Source organism: Phenylobacterium sp. (assembly GCF_030645195.1).
In the GTDB taxonomy this organism is placed as follows: domain Bacteria; phylum Pseudomonadota; class Alphaproteobacteria; order Caulobacterales; family Caulobacteraceae; genus Phenylobacterium.
In genome coordinates this window covers 16,979-32,863 of the sequence record NZ_JAUSLW010000193.1, presented here as the reverse complement: position 1 = coordinate 32,863, position 15,885 = coordinate 16,979, and the positions used below count along the sequence as shown (strand labels likewise).

18 protein-coding genes are annotated in these 15,885 nt (G+C 71.0%); 10 read left to right on the top strand and 8 right to left on the bottom strand.

Features of this window, described 5'->3' with window-relative positions; translation table 11 throughout:
- Positions 1-467 (bottom strand): 5-deoxy-glucuronate isomerase (locus Q7T09_RS16485; RefSeq protein WP_304701171.1); only part of this gene is annotated, 467 nt, incomplete at its 3' end.
- Between the two features lie 190 nt (positions 468-657).
- On the opposite strand from Q7T09_RS16485, the gene Q7T09_RS16480 reads away from it, so the two are divergent.
- Together Q7T09_RS16480 and Q7T09_RS16475 are read left to right on the top strand one after the other, a co-directional pair.
- Positions 658-900 carry a type II toxin-antitoxin system Phd/YefM family antitoxin gene (locus Q7T09_RS16480; protein WP_304701170.1) on the top strand — a complete coding sequence of 81 codons (243 nt, stop codon included), beginning with the start codon at positions 658-660 and terminating at the stop codon, positions 898-900.
- A complete protein-coding gene (locus Q7T09_RS16475) occupies positions 897-1,313 on the top strand; it encodes a type II toxin-antitoxin system VapC family toxin (protein ID WP_304701168.1) in 417 nt (138 codons plus the stop codon). Before Q7T09_RS16480 ends, Q7T09_RS16475 begins: the two co-directional genes overlap by 4 nt.
- Before the next feature lie 25 nt (positions 1,314-1,338).
- Here the strand turns inward: Q7T09_RS16475 and Q7T09_RS20505 are convergent, their stop codons facing one another.
- Positions 1,339-1,743, bottom strand: a complete 405-nt coding sequence (locus Q7T09_RS20505; RefSeq protein ID WP_370689271.1) for a GFA family protein — start codon at positions 1,741-1,743, stop codon at positions 1,339-1,341.
- A gap of 114 nt (positions 1,744-1,857) precedes the next feature.
- Here Q7T09_RS20505 and Q7T09_RS16470 point away from each other — a divergent pair, with 114 nt between their 5' ends.
- Both Q7T09_RS16470 and Q7T09_RS16465 read left to right on the top strand, forming a co-directional pair.
- Positions 1,858-2,175 (top strand): MazG nucleotide pyrophosphohydrolase domain-containing protein, encoded by a 318-nt coding sequence (locus Q7T09_RS16470; RefSeq protein WP_304701167.1) that lies wholly within the window; start codon positions 1,858-1,860, stop codon positions 2,173-2,175.
- A complete protein-coding gene (locus Q7T09_RS16465; RefSeq protein ID WP_304701166.1) occupies positions 2,172-2,666 on the top strand; it encodes a GNAT family N-acetyltransferase in 495 nt (164 codons plus the stop codon). The genes Q7T09_RS16470 and Q7T09_RS16465 overlap by 4 nt, the downstream gene beginning before the upstream one ends.
- A gap of 132 nt (positions 2,667-2,798) precedes the next feature.
- Here the strand turns inward: Q7T09_RS16465 and Q7T09_RS16460 are convergent, their stop codons facing one another.
- Positions 2,799-4,277, bottom strand: a complete 1,479-nt coding sequence (locus tag Q7T09_RS16460; protein WP_304701165.1) for an NAD(P)/FAD-dependent oxidoreductase — start codon at positions 4,275-4,277, stop codon at positions 2,799-2,801.
- A gap of 251 nt (positions 4,278-4,528) precedes the next feature.
- Positions 4,529-6,532, bottom strand: a complete 2,004-nt coding sequence (locus Q7T09_RS16455) for a translation factor GTPase family protein (protein WP_304701164.1) — start codon at positions 6,530-6,532, stop codon at positions 4,529-4,531.
- A 316-nt stretch (positions 6,533-6,848) separates the two neighbouring features.
- Between Q7T09_RS16455 and Q7T09_RS16450 the strand changes: the two genes are divergently transcribed.
- The 4 genes from Q7T09_RS16450 to Q7T09_RS16435 all read left to right on the top strand — a co-directional run bounded on the left by Q7T09_RS16450 (position 6,849) and on the right by Q7T09_RS16435 (position 9,495).
- Positions 6,849-7,229, top strand: coding sequence for a YciI family protein (locus Q7T09_RS16450; protein WP_304701163.1), 381 nt, complete (start codon positions 6,849-6,851; stop codon positions 7,227-7,229).
- Complete coding sequence (locus Q7T09_RS16445; protein WP_304701162.1) at positions 7,226-8,482, top strand: RNA polymerase sigma factor; 1,257 nt, start codon at positions 7,226-7,228, stop codon at positions 8,480-8,482. The genes Q7T09_RS16450 and Q7T09_RS16445 overlap by 4 nt, the downstream gene beginning before the upstream one ends.
- A gap of 36 nt (positions 8,483-8,518) precedes the next feature.
- Positions 8,519-8,986 (top strand): SRPBCC family protein, encoded by a 468-nt coding sequence (locus tag Q7T09_RS16440; protein WP_304701161.1) that lies wholly within the window; start codon positions 8,519-8,521, stop codon positions 8,984-8,986.
- Between the two features lie 101 nt (positions 8,987-9,087).
- Positions 9,088-9,495, top strand: coding sequence for a glyoxalase/bleomycin resistance/extradiol dioxygenase family protein (locus tag Q7T09_RS16435; protein WP_304701160.1), 408 nt, complete (start codon positions 9,088-9,090; stop codon positions 9,493-9,495).
- A gap of 46 nt (positions 9,496-9,541) precedes the next feature.
- Here the strand turns inward: Q7T09_RS16435 and Q7T09_RS16430 are convergent, their stop codons facing one another.
- On the bottom strand, positions 9,542-10,486 hold the full coding sequence (locus Q7T09_RS16430) for a DUF808 domain-containing protein (RefSeq protein ID WP_304701158.1): 945 nt from the start codon (positions 10,484-10,486) through the stop codon (positions 9,542-9,544).
- 148 nt (positions 10,487-10,634) lie between these two features.
- Between Q7T09_RS16430 and Q7T09_RS16425 the strand changes: the two genes are divergently transcribed.
- Complete coding sequence (locus tag Q7T09_RS16425) at positions 10,635-11,705, top strand: glycosyltransferase family 2 protein (protein WP_304701156.1); 1,071 nt, start codon at positions 10,635-10,637, stop codon at positions 11,703-11,705.
- On the opposite strand, the gene Q7T09_RS16420 is transcribed toward Q7T09_RS16425, so the two are convergent.
- Entirely contained in the window at positions 11,679-12,113 is a 435-nt protein-coding gene (locus Q7T09_RS16420; protein ID WP_304701155.1) for a GNAT family N-acetyltransferase, read from the bottom strand. The genes Q7T09_RS16425 and Q7T09_RS16420 overlap by 27 nt on opposite strands.
- Before the next feature lie 6 nt (positions 12,114-12,119).
- Entirely contained in the window at positions 12,120-13,571 is a 1,452-nt protein-coding gene (locus Q7T09_RS16415; protein WP_304701154.1) for an MFS transporter, read from the bottom strand.
- A 140-nt stretch (positions 13,572-13,711) separates the two neighbouring features.
- On the opposite strand from Q7T09_RS16415, the gene Q7T09_RS16410 reads away from it, so the two are divergent.
- Positions 13,712-14,614 (top strand): LysR family transcriptional regulator, encoded by a 903-nt coding sequence (locus Q7T09_RS16410; RefSeq protein WP_304701153.1) that lies wholly within the window; start codon positions 13,712-13,714, stop codon positions 14,612-14,614.
- Here Q7T09_RS16410 and Q7T09_RS16405 read toward each other — a convergent pair.
- Positions 14,602-15,846 (bottom strand): gallate dioxygenase, encoded by a 1,245-nt coding sequence (locus Q7T09_RS16405; protein ID WP_304701151.1) that lies wholly within the window; start codon positions 15,844-15,846, stop codon positions 14,602-14,604. The genes Q7T09_RS16410 and Q7T09_RS16405 overlap by 13 nt on opposite strands.
- Positions 15,847-15,885: the final 39 nt, after the last annotated feature.

Sequence of the window (15,885 nt, the reverse complement as noted above, 5' to 3'; positions counted from 1 at the left end):
CCGCGCTCCAGGGGGTTGGCCTGGCTGATGGCGATGTGCTGCAGCTTGCAGACCTTATGGGCGGGCGTCGAGGCCAGGTAGAACTTCGCCGGGCTTGCCGGATCCACGCTCTCGAAGGTCACATCCGCCACCCCCATCGGGACGTAGAGCCCGTCGCGGGGCGCCATGTCGAAGGCCTGGCCGTCGACGGTGATCCGGCCTGCCCCGCCCACGTTCACCACGCCCAGCTCGCGCCGCTCCAGGAACGGATGGCCCGCCGCCGAGGCCGGTTCGCTCTGGACCGGCAGCTTCACAGGCCTGGAAACCGGGGCCGCCCCGCCGATCACGAAGCGCTCATTGTGGCTGTAGTTCAGGCTCACCGTGTCGGGGCTGAACAGGTCCTGCACCAGGTAGCGGTCCCGCAGCTCGTCATTGCCGGCGCCCTTCATCATGTCCGGGTGGGTGGCGTGATAGGTTTTCTCGAACATGATCAGGTCCTTGGAAGGTCGCTTCTAGGCCGCCAGTCGCCGGGCGGAATGGACGAGAACGACGGCCGGCTCCGCCTCCTGGCGACCACAAGGTAACCGGTGTCATAGATGGGAGCAACGGCGATGTCCCTCGACGCAGGGACAAGGGCCGCCTATGTTAGCTAGCTAACAATCTAGCTAGGAGTGGGCGATGCACACGGTCGGTGTCTTCGAGGCCAAGAACGGGCTCTCCGCCCTGCTCGACGAGGTGGAGGCCGGCGGCGAGGTGATCATCACTCGCCGGGGCAAGCCGGTCGCCCGGCTGGCGCCCATGGAGTCCGGCTTCAGCCGCGCCAAGGCCCGCGCCGCCGCCGCGGGCCTTCGCCACGCCAGCAAAGGTCAGACCCTGGACGGCCTGAGCCTCAAGGATCTGATCAGCGAGGGCCGCCGATGACCTTCGTCATCGACAACTCCGTGGCCCTGGCCTGGTGCTTCGAGGATGAGCAGACCGACGGGGTCATGGCGCTGCTGGACCGCGTCGCCGAGGACGGGGCCGTGGCGCCGCAGCTCTGGCCGCTGGAGGCGCTCAATGGCCTGCTGAACGCCGAGCGGCGCGGCCGCGTCAGCGCCCAGGCGCGCCGCAGGCTCGCCGGCTTCCTGCAGGACCTGCCAATCGTCATCGACGACGAGACGGCGGGCCAGGTGTGGGGCGCCACGGCGCCCCTGGCCGAGGCGCACCGCCTGACCGCCTACGACGCCGCCTATCTGGAACTGGCCCTGCGCCTCAACCTGCCCCTGGCGACCCGAGACGCGGCCCTGATCGAAGCCGCCAACGCCGCCGGCGTGCCCCTGCTGGCGACGGCCTGACCGCGAACTCATCAAGCTTCGCGCCTCAGCCCGCATCTGCCTCGAAGCACGGGAGCGTCCTGTCCACCGCATGCCAGGCTGGCGCCGAGCGGAGCCAGACGTGAGCGTGGGGCGAAAATCGGTCAGGGTCGTCCAGGCTGCCGGCGCTAATCGGGATCAGGTCCGCGACCCTAGGATTGAAGGCCGAGATGCCCGTGCCGCAGGCCTCGCAGAACGAGCGTCCGACCAGGATCCCGCTGTCGGCCAGGGTCCGGGATTCTCGCAGGGCGCCTCGGGTCAGCCGGAAGGCGGCGCGCGGAAGGGCGATCGTCGCCGAGGGTCCGCCCCCCGACCGGTACTGGCAGTCGCGGCAGTGGCACAGGCCGCCCCCGAGGGGTCTGGCGTCAATCTCGTAGCGCACCGCGCCACACAGGCAGCCGCCCGTGATCATGGGTCTATCTCCATCGCTTTCTTGGGAAGGGCGCCGGAGGGAGCTTGCTCAAACCGTTCCAGCGGGCCGACCTTAGGGCGGCCGTTGGGCGACTGTAAACGACCGGGGGGTGAAATGGCCGACTTCAAGGACCTCGACGACCGCGCCTGGGCGATCCGCCGGCTCTATGCCGAGCTGGAGACCCAGCGCTACGGCCGCCCCTGGAGCCGCGAGGAAATCGCCCTGGGTTTCATGGGCGACGTCGGTGACCTCGCCAAGCTGGTCCAGGCCGCCGAGGGGGTGCGCGCCATCCCCGACGCGAAGACCAAGCTCGCTCACGAACTGGCCGACTGCCTGTGGAGCGTGATGACCCTGGCGCGGCTCTACGGGGTCGATCTGGAGGCGAGTTTCCTGAGCACGATGAATGAGTTGGAAGCGCGGTTGAAACCATGATCGCCTTCCGACCGCTGGCGGCCGCCGACTTCCGGATGCTGACCCGCTGGCTGGCGGAGCCCCACCTCCGGCGCTTCGTCCAGAAGACGCCGATGAGCCTCGACGAGGTCACCGCCAAATACGGCCCGCGGGTCCGGGGCGAGCAGCCGCTGGTCTGCCACGTCGCCTGCGATGACGACGTCCCCTTCGGCTACCTGCAGGCCTATCGCAACCGCGACTGGCCGGACGCCGCTGACGGCCAGACGGACGGCATCAGCCTGGACCTCCACATCGGCGAGCCGACCTTCCTCGACCGTGGGCTGGGCCGCGCCATGCTGGACGCCTATGTGCGCGGCCTCGCCCTGCCCCACTTCGCGCAGACCACCGCCTATATCGCCCACGACCTGGCCAACACGGCGGCGCTGGCCTGTTCGAAAGCTGTGGGCTTCAAGCCTGTGCGCGAGTTCGTCGAGGACGGCGAGCCGATGCTGCTATTGCGGCTGGAGCTATAGCCCAGGGTGTCATCCCGGAAACGCGAAGCGTTGTCCAGGACCCAGACGCGCGGGGCGTGCCGGATGGATCGGTGTCTATGGGTCCCGGTCTTCCGCGTGCCACGGAAACCGGGATGACAGCTTGGGGCGGAGTTACGCCGCTTCCAACCTTCGCGCCTTGCTTCCGGCCTTGTTGGAGAACTCCAGCACCCCGTCCTCGATCTTGGTGAAACGCAGGTTCAGCAGGTCCAGGGCGTAGTTCTGGTGCAGCTTCCAGGGGGCCTTGGTCCCCTGTTTGGGGAAGCTGGCCATGGCCCGCTGGACATAGCCCGAGGAGAAGTCGAGCCACGGAACCTGGCCAATGGTGGGGTCGGTGTTGCGCGGCGTGACCTGGCGGTTCCCCGTCTTGGTCATGTGGTTCAGCAGGCGGCAGACATACTCGCAGGTCAGGTCGCACTTCAGCGTCCAGGAGGCGTTGGTGTAGCCGAAGGCCGAGGCCAGGTTCGGCACGCCCTCGTACATCATGCCCTTGTAGGACAGCGTCTTGCCCGGATCGACCGGGCGGCCGTCGACGCTGAGTTTCAGCCCGTTCATGGCCTGCAGCACCAGGCCCGTGGCCGAGACCACGATGTCGGCCTCCAGCACCTTGCCGGACGTCAGCTTGATCCCCGTCTCGGTGAAGGTCTCGATATGGTCGGTGACCACCTCGGCCGCCCCGCTCCTGATCGCGGCGAACAGGTCGGCGTCGGGCACGAGGCAGATGCGCTGGTCCCAGGGATTGTAGCTGGGGGTGAAGTGGGTCTCGACATCGTAGTCGGGGCCCAGCTCCTTGCGGACCATGCCGACGATCCCGGCCTTCACCTTGGCCGGCTGCTTGCGGGCGTAGTTGTAGAAGACCATCCCCAACAGCACCTTGCGCCAGCGGGTGATGGCGTAGGCCAGCTTGGCCGGCAGCTTGGTGCGCAGCCAGTTGGCGGCCTTATCCTCCCCAGGCGCGGCCACGACATAGGTCGGCGAGCGCTGCAGCATGGTGACGTGGGCCGCGGTCTTGGCCATCTCCGGCACCAGGGTCACCGCCGTGGCGCCCGAGCCGATCACCACCACCTTCTTGCCGGTGTGGTCGAGGCCTTCCGGCCACGTCTGGGGATGGACCAGCTCGCCCTTGAACCGCTCGACCCCCGGGAACTCCGGAGTATAGCCGCCCGCATAGCTGTAATAGCCGCCGCACAGGAACAGGAAGTTGGCGCTGACCGTGCCGGCCTTGCCGTTGGTCTCCACCTGCACCGTCCAGCAGGCGTCCTCGGTCGACCAGGCGGCGCTCTTCACCTGGGTCCCGAAGCGGATGTGCTGGTCGATGCGATGGTCGCTGGCGGTCTCGCGAATATAGGTCAGGATCGAGGGCCCGTCGGCGATGGCCTTGGCCTGCGTCCACGGCTTGAAGGCGTAGCCCAGGGTGTACATGTCGCTGTCGGAGCGGATGCCCGGATAGCGGAACAGGTCCCAGGTGCCGCCGATCGCCTCGCGGCCCTCCAGGATCGCATAGGTGCGGTCCGGGCAGTTGGTCTGCAGGTGATAGGCCGCGCCGATCCCCGACAGGCCCGCGCCCACGATCACCACGTCGAAGTCCGCCATACCCGATCCCCAAATTCCTGTTGTCGCCCACATAGACACATGCCCCGCGTGGAAAGGAAGCCCCCCGCAGGCGCCAGGCAGGGCCAGAGGTCGTGCTGGCGCACCAAGCCTCCCACGTCATCCCGGCCGCAGCGCAGCGGAGAGCCGGGACCCAGGGGCCGCATTCAATCCCCCTGGGTCCCGGGTCTCCCTGCGGTCGCCCGGGATGACGGTGTCTTGCTGGGGCGCGGAGCGCGCATCCGAGTTTGTCGCTAGGGTTCCCCGATCCACGCCAGGTCCGGCCGGGACAGGCGCAGCAGGTACATCCGCCGGTCCAGGGGATCGAGGTCGGTGCGCCGCCGGGTCGGAGGCGCGCCGCGCACCGGCCGGTAGTGGTCGGTCTCCGACTCCAGCACCCCCTCCCCACGGGTCAGGCCGGGCAGCCGCTGTTGCAGCTCGTGGACCCGCGCCGCCGGGATGTCCCCTTCCAGCCGGCAGGCCGCCCCCTGCATGAGCGGCGGCCGCGGCGCCGCCTCCAGCCGCGCCAGCAGCGGCAGCAGGGTCCCCAGGGTGTCGGCGGGGATCTCCAGCTCGAAGCGCTGCATGGGCTCGCACACCACCGATCCGGCCTGCTTCAGGGCCGCCATCAGCACCAGCGGGGTCAGGTTGCGGAAGTCGCCGGCCGTGCTCGACATGCTCTTGTCGAAGGTGGCGTGGGAGTGGCTCTGGCGCGGCTGGTAGCCGGAGTGGGTCATGGTCACCACGCAGTCGGTCACCGGCCAGCCATACAGCCCCTGGGCCAGGGTCCGATGCACCGTCTCCTCCACCGCCTTGTGGAAGGCCAGCGGAATGGACCCCAACTCCACCTCCAGCGCGAACACCACGCCGCAATGCAACGGTCCGGGCTCGATCCGCAAGCCCACCGTGGCCAGGAAGGGATTGGGCTTCTGCCGCAGGATCTCGGCGGCCGACCCGACGCCCGCCACCCGCTCGATGCACAGGGTCGTCGTGGCCTCGAAGACCACCTGCACCCCGAACTCTCCCGCCAGGGTCTCGGCGATCACCTCCTTCTGCACCTCGCCATAGAGGGAGACGAAGACCTCCTGGCGCACATCGTCCTGCCGCAGGCCGATCAGCGGGTCCTGTTCGGCCAGCTGGGCGAGCGCCGCCAGCATCGACCCCTTGTCGGCGGCCCGCAGGGGCCGCACCAGGGTCTCCAGGGTCGGCGCCGGGAAGTGACGAACCGCCGCCCCGGCCCGCGGCTCGCCGATGACGTCGCCGATCCGCACGTCGGCCAGGCCCCAGACCTTGCCGATCCGCCCGGCGGCCAGGGCCTCGGCCCGAACCGCGCCGCCGCGCTCGAAGACACTGAGCGCGGTGACCTTGCCCTCCCCGCCCCGGCCGAAGGTCACCCGGTCCCGCGTCCGCAGCGTCCCGGAGAACATGCGGACGAAGGCGATCTTCTCTCCCGCCGGTCCGCGCTCGACCTTGAACACCGCGCCGGAGACCGGTCCCTCGGGCGTCCCGCGGGCGGCGGGCAGCAGCTCGGCGATCCCCGCCATCAGGGCCTCGGTCCCCGCCCCCGTGATGGCCGAGCCGAAGAACGCCGGATGCAGCTGAGCCCGCCCCGTCTGGACCGCCAGCGCCTTGCGCAAACCGCGATAGGACAGCGCCCCGCCCTCCACATAGGCCGCCAGGATCGCGGCGTTGTGGTCGGCCAGCCGCTCCCCCAGCAGGCCGATGAAGGCCGGATCCTCGGGGCCGAACGGGGTGACCGCCGCCTGCCGTTCGCCCAGCCCCTGGACCGCGCCCATCGGGACGATCGCCCGGGTCAGCCGCTCGGCCATGGCGCGCAGCAGGACTGCGTCCTGAGCGCCCCGGCGGTCGATCTTGTTGACGAAGATCAGGGTGGGGATGGCCAGGCGCTGCAGGGCGCGCATCAGCACCCGGGTCTGGGCCTGCACCCCCTCCACCGCCGAGACCACCAGGACCGCGCCGTCCAGCACGCTCAGCACCCGCTCCACCTCGGCGATGAAGTCGGGGTGGCCGGGCGTGTCGATCAGATTGACCGTGACGTCGCCGATGGCGAAGGACGCCACGGCGGACTTGATGGTGATGCCCCGGCGGCGTTCCTGGGCCAGGGAGTCGGTCTGGGTGTCGCCGCCGTCCACGCTGCCCATCTGGGCGATGGCCCCGGCGGCGTAGAGCAGGCGTTCGGTGAGGCTAGTCTTTCCGGCGTCGACGTGCGCCAGGATCCCGAGGTTGAGCGTTCGCATGCAGCGTCATGTCCTGTCGATAGGGGGTTCCTTTCTCGATGGTCATGATGCTTTGGCGCACGGGGCTCTCCGGGTTGGGTGACTGGAGGAGACAGTACGTCAGACGCCGGAGGGCTCGGCAACCCGCGTTCGCGCAATTGGCGCCCGCGCAACTCCAGGTGTGGCTTTCGCGTCCCCTCCTCGCGAATTCGATTTCGCCCCGCTTGCCGCCGCCGCCCGGATTGCAGAGCCTGGGACTAGGGGCCGCGCTTTTTCCTCGAACCGCTGTCGGCCCCGGGCATACTCGTTCGTCCTAGCCTCGATCAGGGACGCTCCGATGCTCTACGCCATCCTTTGCTACAACACCGAAGAGATCGTCACCGGCTGGACCCAGGCGGAGGACGACGCCGTCATGGCGAGCCTGGACAAGGTCCACCAGAAGCTGATGGACGAAGGCCGCTTCGGTCCCGCCATCCGCCTGATGCCCACCACGGCGGCCACCTCCCTGCGCCGCGAGGAGGGCCTGGTCCTCGACGGTCCCTTCGTGGAGACCAAGGAGCAGCTGCTGGGCTTCTACATCGTCGACTGCAAGGACCTGGAGGAGGCCCTGGACACCGCGCGCCAGCTCACCAAGGCCAATCCGGCCTCGGGCGGCGGCTATGAGGTGCGGCCCCTGCGGCTGTTCCTGCCGGGCGTGCCGGGGATCGGCGCCTCATGAGCGACCTGGCCTGGATCGAGCAGGCCATGACGGCCGCCCGGCCCCAGGCCGTCGGCGCCCTGCTGCGCTATTTCCGCGATCTCGACACCGCCGAGGAGGCCTTCCAGAACGCCTGTCTGCGGGCGCTGAAGGCCTGGCCGGAGAACGGCCCGCCCCGCGATCCGGCCGCCTGGCTGATCATGGTGGGCCGCAACGCCGCCATCGACCAGGTCCGCCGCCAGAGCCGCCAGGCCCCCCTGCCCGCCGAGGACCAGATCTCCGACCTCGACGACGTGGAGAGCCCGCTGGCCGAGCGCCTGGACGGCGCCCACTACCGCGACGACATCCTGAGGCTGCTGTTCATCTGCTGCCACCCCGACCTGCCGCCCACCCAGCAGATCGCCCTGGCCCTGCGCATCGTCTCGGGCCTGTCGGTCAGGCAGATCGCCCGGGCCTTCCTGGTAAGCGAGAGCGCCATGGAGCAGCGGATCACCCGGGCCAAGGGCCGCATCGCCCGCGCCGACGTCCCCTTCGAGGCGCCCGGCGCCGTGGAGCGCTCCGAGCGTCTCGCGGGCGTGGCGGCCATGGTCTACCTGGTGTTCAACGAGGGCTATTCCGCCGGCCCCGGCGAGGTGGCCGCCCGCAGTCCGCTCTGCGAGGAGGCCATCCGGCTGGCCCGCCTGCTGCTGCGCCTGTTCCAGGCCGAGCCGGAGGTCATGGGCCTGACCGCCCTGCTGCTGATCCAGCACGCCCGCTCGGCCGCCCGCTACGACGCGGAGGGCGAGATCATCCTGATGGAGGATCAGGACAGGTCCCTCTGGAACCCCGGCATGATCGCCGAGGGCCTGGCCCTGATCGACAAGGCCATGCGCCATCGCCGCCCCGGTCCCTACCAGATCCAGGCCGCCATCGCCGCCCTGCACGCCCGCGCCGCCACGCCCTCGCAGACCGACTGGCCCCAGATCGACCGGCTCTACGCCCACCTGGAGATACTCACCCCTTCTCCGGTCATCACGCTCAACCGCGCCGTGGCGGTGTCCAGGGTCGCCGGCGCCCAGGCCGCCCTCGACATGATTGCGCCCCTGGCCGAGCGGTTGGCGGGCTATTTCCACTTCTTCGGGGTCAAGGGCGCCTTCCTGCTGCAGCTCGACCGCAGGGACGAGGCCCGCGAGGCCTTCGGCCGCGCCATCGCGCTCGCCAACACCCCCGCCGAGGCCGCCCACATCCGCCTCCACCTAGACCGCCTCCAGCAGGACGGCCCCGGCGCGGCCTAGGGACAGATCGACAAGCCCACCGATGGGAGACCCCAGATGACCGCCGACGCCCAACACGACCTCGTCCTCGAACGCATCTTCGACGCTCCGCCGGAGAAGGTCTTCAAGGCCTGGACCGACCCGGCGATCCTGCCGCGGTGGTTCGCGCCCCGCCCCTTCACCACGCCCAAGGTAGAGATCGACCTGAAGCCCGGCGGCGTCTTCAACACCCTGATGATGTCCGAGGACGGGACCGAATACTCCAACCCCGGCGTGGTCCTGGAGGTCGTGCCCAACCGCCGGCTGGTAACCACCGACGCCTTCGGTCCCGGCTGGGTTCCCACCGGCCAGCCTTTCATGGTGGCCGAGCTCACCTTCGAGCCCCTTGGGGGCGGCAGGACGAAATACACCGCCCGCGCCCGCCACTGGACCGCCGAAGCCAAAGCCCAGCACGAGCAGATGGGCTTCCATGCGGGCTGGGGCCAGTGCGCCGACCAGCTGGCCGAGGTGCTGGCCACCCTGTGAACCCACCGGCGGCGGAAAGTCGCCGGCCCCTGTCGGATCGCCGCCGCCCCGTTCGTCCTAGGATCAGAGCGCCACAGGGGCGCGCGCATCGGAGAGCCGATATGACCCAGACCATCGATCCCGTGTTCAAGGGGGTAATCCCCTATCTCAGCGTCGAGGGCGCCGGCGCGGCGTCGGACTTCTACCAGAAGGCCTTAGGGGCCAAGGAGCTTCGCCGCCTGCCCGCCGACGACGGCAAGCGGTTCATGCACATCCACCTGGAGATCAACGGCGGCTCCCTGATGCTCGGCGACGCCTTCCCCGAGCACGGCCACGCCCACCAGCCCTCCCACAGTTTCACCATGCAGCTCGTCGTCCCCGACCTGGACGTCTGGTGGAAGCGGGCCATCGCGGCCGGCGCCACGGCGATCACCGAGCCCCAGGTCATGTTCTGGGGCGACTACTACGGCGCCCTGGTCGATCCCTTCGGCGTCCATTGGGCCTTCAACCAACCGGTCGAACAGGTTTGAAAATACAAGAAAATCCCGCTGCGCCGCTGACCCCGGCCGCCGGAGCTCAGTGGGCCTTGGACGGCGCGATCTTGTGGACCAGGTGCAGTATCCCCACGATCGTCGCGCCGACCATCAGCCCCACCACCGCCGAGCCCGCCGCGAAGGCGATCCAGCCGGTGATATCGCCGACCCCGGGGACCTGGCCCGCCCAGTGGGACAGCCCCTCCACCAGGTGCGGGATGGCGTCCCAGCCGAAATGCTCCAGGCCGTGGACCAGGATGCCGCCCCCGACCCACAGCATGGCCGCCGTGCCGATGGTCGACAGCCCGCCCAGCACCGTCGGCATGGCCCGCACCAGGCCGCGTCCCAGGGCCCGGGCCACCCGCGTGCGCCGCTGGGCCAGGTGCAGGCCGATGTCGTCCATCTTCACCAGCAGGCCCACCACCCCATAGACCCCGATGGTCAGCAGCAGGCCCACCAGCGCGAGCGCCGCGGCCTGGAGGGCCAGGGGCCGGGCGGCGACGTCGGCGAGCGCGATGAACATGATCTCCGCCGACAGGATCAGGTCGGTGCGGATGGCGCCGGCCACCTTCTGGTCCTCCAGCTCCGTGGAGGAGAGCGCCAGCGCCTCCACCTCGTCGCCGGCCTCGTGCGGCAGGAAGACCTCCAGGATCTTCTCGCTGGCCTCGAAGGTCAGGTAGGACCCGCCCAGCATCAGCAGGGGCGTCACCAGCCAGGGGGCGAAGGCGCTGAGCGCCAGGGCCCCGGGCAGCAGGAAGAAGAACTTGTTGCGCAGGGACCCCATCGCGATCTTCCAGACGATAGGCAGCTCGCGGTCAGGGGTGAAGCCCATGGCGTAGCCCGGGGTCACCGCGGCGTCGTCCACCACCACGCCCACGGCCTTGGACCCGGCTTTGCCGGCCGCCCCGGCCACATCGTCCACCGAGGCCGCGGCGATCTTGGCGATCCCCGCCACATCGTCCAGCAGCGCGGCGAGGCCGGAAGCCATCTGTCAGTCCCTCGAACGTCGGTCCGCCTCAAATCGTTGAAAACGCCGAAGGCTCCAAGCGGAAACTCCGCGCGGTGTCCTGCGGGGCCCGCCGTAAGCCGGGGTTAACCACAAACGCTGAAAAGTCCCCGCTCCGCCGGAGACTTCGATGACCCGCCTGGCCCTGGTGATGATCGCCCGTGACGAGGCCCACCGCATCGCCCGGGCGCTCGACAGCGCGCGGCCCCACGTCGACCTGATGATCGTGCTGGACACCGGCTCGGTGGACGCCACCGCCGAGATCGCCCGGGCCTGCGGCGCCCAGGTCCACGACTTCGCCTGGGTCGACGATTTCGCCGCCGCCCGCAACGCCTCGCTCGCCTTGTCGCCCGCCGACTGGAACCTGGTGCTCGACGCCGACGAGTGGATCGAGGCCGGCGCCGAATGCCTGGCCGGTCCCCTGCCCCACGACGCCATGGGCTGGATCCGCCGCGACAACCGGCTGGACCAGTCCGGCGCCGACACCCTGGCCCAGACCTGGATCCCCCGCCTCCTGCCCCGCGGCGTCGGTTACGAGGGCCGCATCCACGAACAGCCGGTGGGCCCGGAAAAGGGCGTCCGCCTGCCGCTCACCCTGGGCCACGACGGCTTCACCGCCGAGAACCTGGCGCGCAAGGGCGACCGCAACGAGGTCCTGCTGATGGCCGAGCTGCGGGACCAGCCGCAGGACCCCTATCTCTGGTTCCAGCTCGCCAAGGAGCTCCAGGTCCGCGGCCGCCCGCCCCAGGCCGCCCTGTGCTTCACCGAGGCCCTGCGCCTGGCCCCCGCCGACGTCCCCTGGCGCCACAGCCTGGTGGTCCGCGCCGTCACCGCCCTGAAGGAGGCCGGCCAGCTGGACGAGGCCCTGGACCTGGTCCGCGCCGAGACCCTGGCCTGGACGCTCTCCCCGGACTTCCACTTCGCCGCCGGCGACCTCTATCTGGAGTGCGCCACCGCCGCCCCCGAGCGCGCCGTGGGCGAGTTCCTGCCGCTCGCCGAGGCCGCCTGGAAGACCTGCCTGGAGATCGGCGAGCAGCCGCACCTGGACGGCGCCGTGCGCGGCCGGGGCGGTCACATGGCCGCCCACAACCTGGCGACGCTCTACGAGACCTTCGGCCCGCCGGATGAGGCGGCCCGCTATCATGCCCTGGCCCAGGATCTGCGCGTGGGGCCTTCAGCCGCCCTTCCGCAGGGGTCTTGAGAACCCGGTCTCCACGGGGCTGAAGCCGGTGGCCCGGCAGAAGGCCGCCAGGCTCTCGGCCTCCAGCGGCGCGGCCAGGACCAGTTCGCCGCAGCCGGCCATCCGCGCGGCCTGGGAGGCGGCCTTCAGCAGCAGCCGCCCGATCCCCCGGCGCCGCGCGTCGGGCGCCACCATCAGGGCGCTCACCGCCCCCTGGGGCCGGTCGGCCAGCAGGCCCTGGCGCGCGTGCAGCACGATCAGGCCGCTGGGCGGCCCCCATTCGACCGCCAGCAGCACCGTGGCGCGCTCGGCCCGCATGCGCTCGAGCCGCGCGGTCACCGCCGAAGCCGGCGCCCCCAGCAACTCGGCGATCCCGGGCGCGTCCACCGCGTCGGCGGCGCGGATCTCCAGTCCATGGCGGGTGGTCAAGCGTCTCTACCTCGGCGCCGGGCGGCGCCCCCCAAACCTAGCCCGCCGCGGTGCGATCGGCGACAGCCGTTGCGCGCCCAGCCCCGGCCGCCGCCCCGCCAGGGCCACGGCGAACGCCACGCCCACCAGCCCCGCCGCCACGGTGAAGGTGGCGCCCATCCCGGCGGCCAGGGCCTGGGGCGAGGCGGTGGTGACGTCCTTGGCCGCCGTGGCCAGGGCGAACACCGCCCCCAGGACGCAGGCTCCGGTGATGAGCCCCAGGTTGCGCGACAGGCTGAGCATCCCGGAGATCACGCCACGCTGGTCGGGCGCGACCTCGGCCATGATCGCGGTGTTGTTGGCCGCCTGGAACAGGGCGTAGCTGCCGGTGACCACCCCGATGGCCCCGATATAGCCGCCGGCCCCAAACCGGGCCGGGGCGACCGCCAGGGCCAGCAGGCCGCCCGCCAGTCCCGCCAGGCCGGCGAGCGTCATGACCGGCGCGCCGAACCGGTCCGCCAGCCGCCCAGCCGGCGCCCCGCTCAGGGCCGCCACCAGGGGTCCGGCCGTCATCACCAGCCCGACCCGGGCCGCGTCCAGCCCCAGGCCGCCCGTCAGGTAGAAGGGCCCCACCACCAGGGTCGCCATCATCACCGTGGCCACCAGCAGGCTCATGGCCAGGCCCGCGGCGAGCCCCGGTTGGCGGAACATCGCCGGCGGCAGCAGGGGCTGGGCGGCCCGGCCCTGCCAGACGCCGAAGAGGACCGCGCCGGTGGCCGCCAGCAGGGCCAGGGGACCGAAGCCCTCCCGGCCGCTGGTCATGGCCAGGGCGTAGGCGCCCAGGGTCAGGGCCAGAAGGGCCGTGCCCACCCCGTCGAACCGTCCCCCCCGGGCCGGCGGCGGATCGGCCGGCAGGGTGCGGGCCGCCAGGACCAGGTTCGCGATCCCCAGCGGCAGGTTGATCAGGAAGATCATCCGCCAGCCGAACCCCGCGATCAGCACCCCGCCCAGGGATGGCCCGAGCGTCGTGCCGATCGCCGACATGGTCCCCAGCAGTCCCATGGCCGCCCCCGTCCGGTCCTTCGGAACCGTCTCCCCCACCAGGGCGAGGGTCAGGGCCATCATGATGGCCGCCCCCAGCCCCTGCGCGCCCCGGGCGGCGATCAGCAGTTCGAGGGTCGGAGCCAGGCCGCAGAGCAGCGAGGCGGCGGTGAACAGGCCGATCCCGGCCAGCAGCAGCCGTCGGCGCCCCAGCAGGTCCCCCAGCCGCCCGACGCCGACGATCAGGCTGGTGAGCACCAGCAGATAGGCCAGCACGATCCACTGCGCCTGCTGGAACGAGGCGCCGAACGCCCGGGCCAGGGTCGGCAGGCCCACATTGGCGATGCTGGTGTCCAGGGATGGCATCAGCATGGAGAGCGACAGGCCCGCCAGGGCCCACCGCGCCCTGGGCCTCGCCGTCTCGATGACCTGTTCCATGGAAACCTCCGCCGCCTTCGCCCCGGGATGGGAGCGCCGCGACCCTAGGACCCGGCCGGATATGGCGGAACGCGCACTGTTTGCATTTCATTCGTGCGTCTGACGCCATACTTGGCGCCCGAACCGCGCGAGGCCCGCCCATGACCGACCTCAACCTCCTCGTCACCCTCGACGTCCTGCTGGCGGAGGGCAGCGTCGCCGCCGCGGCGCGCCGCCTGCGGCTCAGCCCCTCGGCCATGAGCCGGGCGCTCGCCCGCCTGCGGGAGACCACCGGCGATCCCCTGCTGGTGCGGGCCGGCCGCGGCTTGGTCCCCACGCCCCGCGCCCTGGAGCTGCGCGACCAGGTCGGCCCGCTGGTGGAAGCGGCCCAGGCGCTCCTGCGCCCCGCGCAGGCCCTGGACCTGAGTCGGCTCGTCCGCACCTTCACTCTGCGCGCCAGCGAGGGCTTCGTGGAGACCTTCGGCCCCGAGCTCATCGCCCGGGTCGCGGCCGAGGCGCCCGGCGCGCGCCTGCGCTTCCTGGCCAAGACCGACCGCGACTCCGGCCCCCTGCGCGACGGCCGGGTCGACCTGGAGACCGGCGTGGTCGGCCAGGCCCAGGGTCCGGAGATCCGCGCCCAGGCCCTGTTCCGCGACCGTTTCATCGGCGTGGTGCGCGGGGGCCACCCCCTGAGCGAGGGCGAGATCACGCCGGCCCGCTACGCCGGCGCCCGCCATGTCCTGGTCTCGCGCCGGGGCGCCGAGGCCGGCCCCGTCGACGAGGCCCTGGCCCCCCTGACCCGCGAGATCGCCACCGTCGTCGATGGCTTCTCCGCGGCGCTGGCCCTGGCCCGCGCCTCCGACCTGGTCGCCACGGTTCCGGAGCGCCACACCGCCACCTTGCGCGAAGGCCTGTTCAGCTTCCCCCTCCCCGCCACCCCGCCGGAGATCACCATCTCCCTGCTCTGGCACCCCCGGATGGACGCCGACCCGGCGCACCGCTGGCTGCGGGGCTGCGTGCGGGACGTGACCCGCCGAGAAGCCCCGGCGCCCTACACCGAGTAGAGGATCTTGGCGTTCCGGGTCTTCTGGAAGGCCTCCAGCGTCTCGCCGCGCATGTGGGCGTAGACGTGCAGGTTGCCGAGGCCGACCACCGCCGCCAGCTTCTCGAGGACGAAGAAGATCGCGCCATACTGGATCAGGGCCCGGAAGTCGCGGCGCCGGACCATGTCGCGTTCCTCGGTCGAGAGTCCCGCCCGCTCGAAGCAGGCTTCCGGGTCGGACAGGAAGGCCTCGCGGGTCTCCGGAAGCACCAGGCCGTGCAGGAAGCTGTTGAGCCGGAAGGTGCGCACGCTGGCGTCGAGGTCGAAGGGGTAGGTGCCTTCCAGGGTCTCGGCGCCCGCCAGTTCGTGGCCCGAGCGCGCGCGGGCCTCGGCCGCCTGCCGCGCGGACAGGGGCTGGGCCTGGTTCTCGTAGATCGCGGCGCCGATCGCCGTCATCGAGGGCAGGTACACGTCGCGGTGGAGACATTTGACTGAGGCCGACAAGGCCCCGCGCATGACCAGCCACATGATGACCTCGGCGCTCTCCATACCCCCGAGCCGGGCGTACTCGGCCTGGGTCATCCGCGTCAGGGCCTCGGGGTCGTGCTCGAACAGGTCGAGGAACTGGTTGTCCCAGGCCAGGTTGTTGAACCCCGCCCGCTCGCCGTGGACCTGGTGCGACAGCCCGCCGGTGGCGACGATGGCGACGGAGAGGTCCTCCGGAAAGCTCTCGATGGCGGTGCGCAGGGCCTTGCCGAGCTTGTAGCAGCGCGCCGCGCTGGGCGCCGGGAACTGCAGCACGCCGACCTGCAGCGGGACGATGGCCGCGGGCCAGGGCCCGTCGCCCTCGCGCAGCAGCGACAGCGGCGAGAGGCAGCCGTGGTCCAGCGGCTTGCCCTGGAAGAAGGACATGTCGAACTCGTCGGCCATCAGCGAGCGACCGATGTGGCGGGCCAGGGCGCCATGGCCCGGAACGGGCGGCAGGGCGCGGCGGCCGGCTCCCTCATCGGCGGGCTCGTAGGACTCGCCGATGCCCAGGCAGAAGGCGGAATAGTGATCGAAGAAGAAGGAGGTGACGTGGTCGTTGTAGATCACCACCAGGGCGTCCGGCGCCTTCTCCCGCAGCCAGCGCTTGATGGGCTCATAGGCCTCGAAGATCGGCTTCCAGACCGCGTCGTCCTGCTTGTTGTGGTCCAGGGCGAAGCCGATGGTCGGCGTGTGCGAGGTGGCGATGCCACCGACGATGTGGGCCATGACGGCTCGGTCCTTCAGATCAACGGTGGGAGGTCGGGG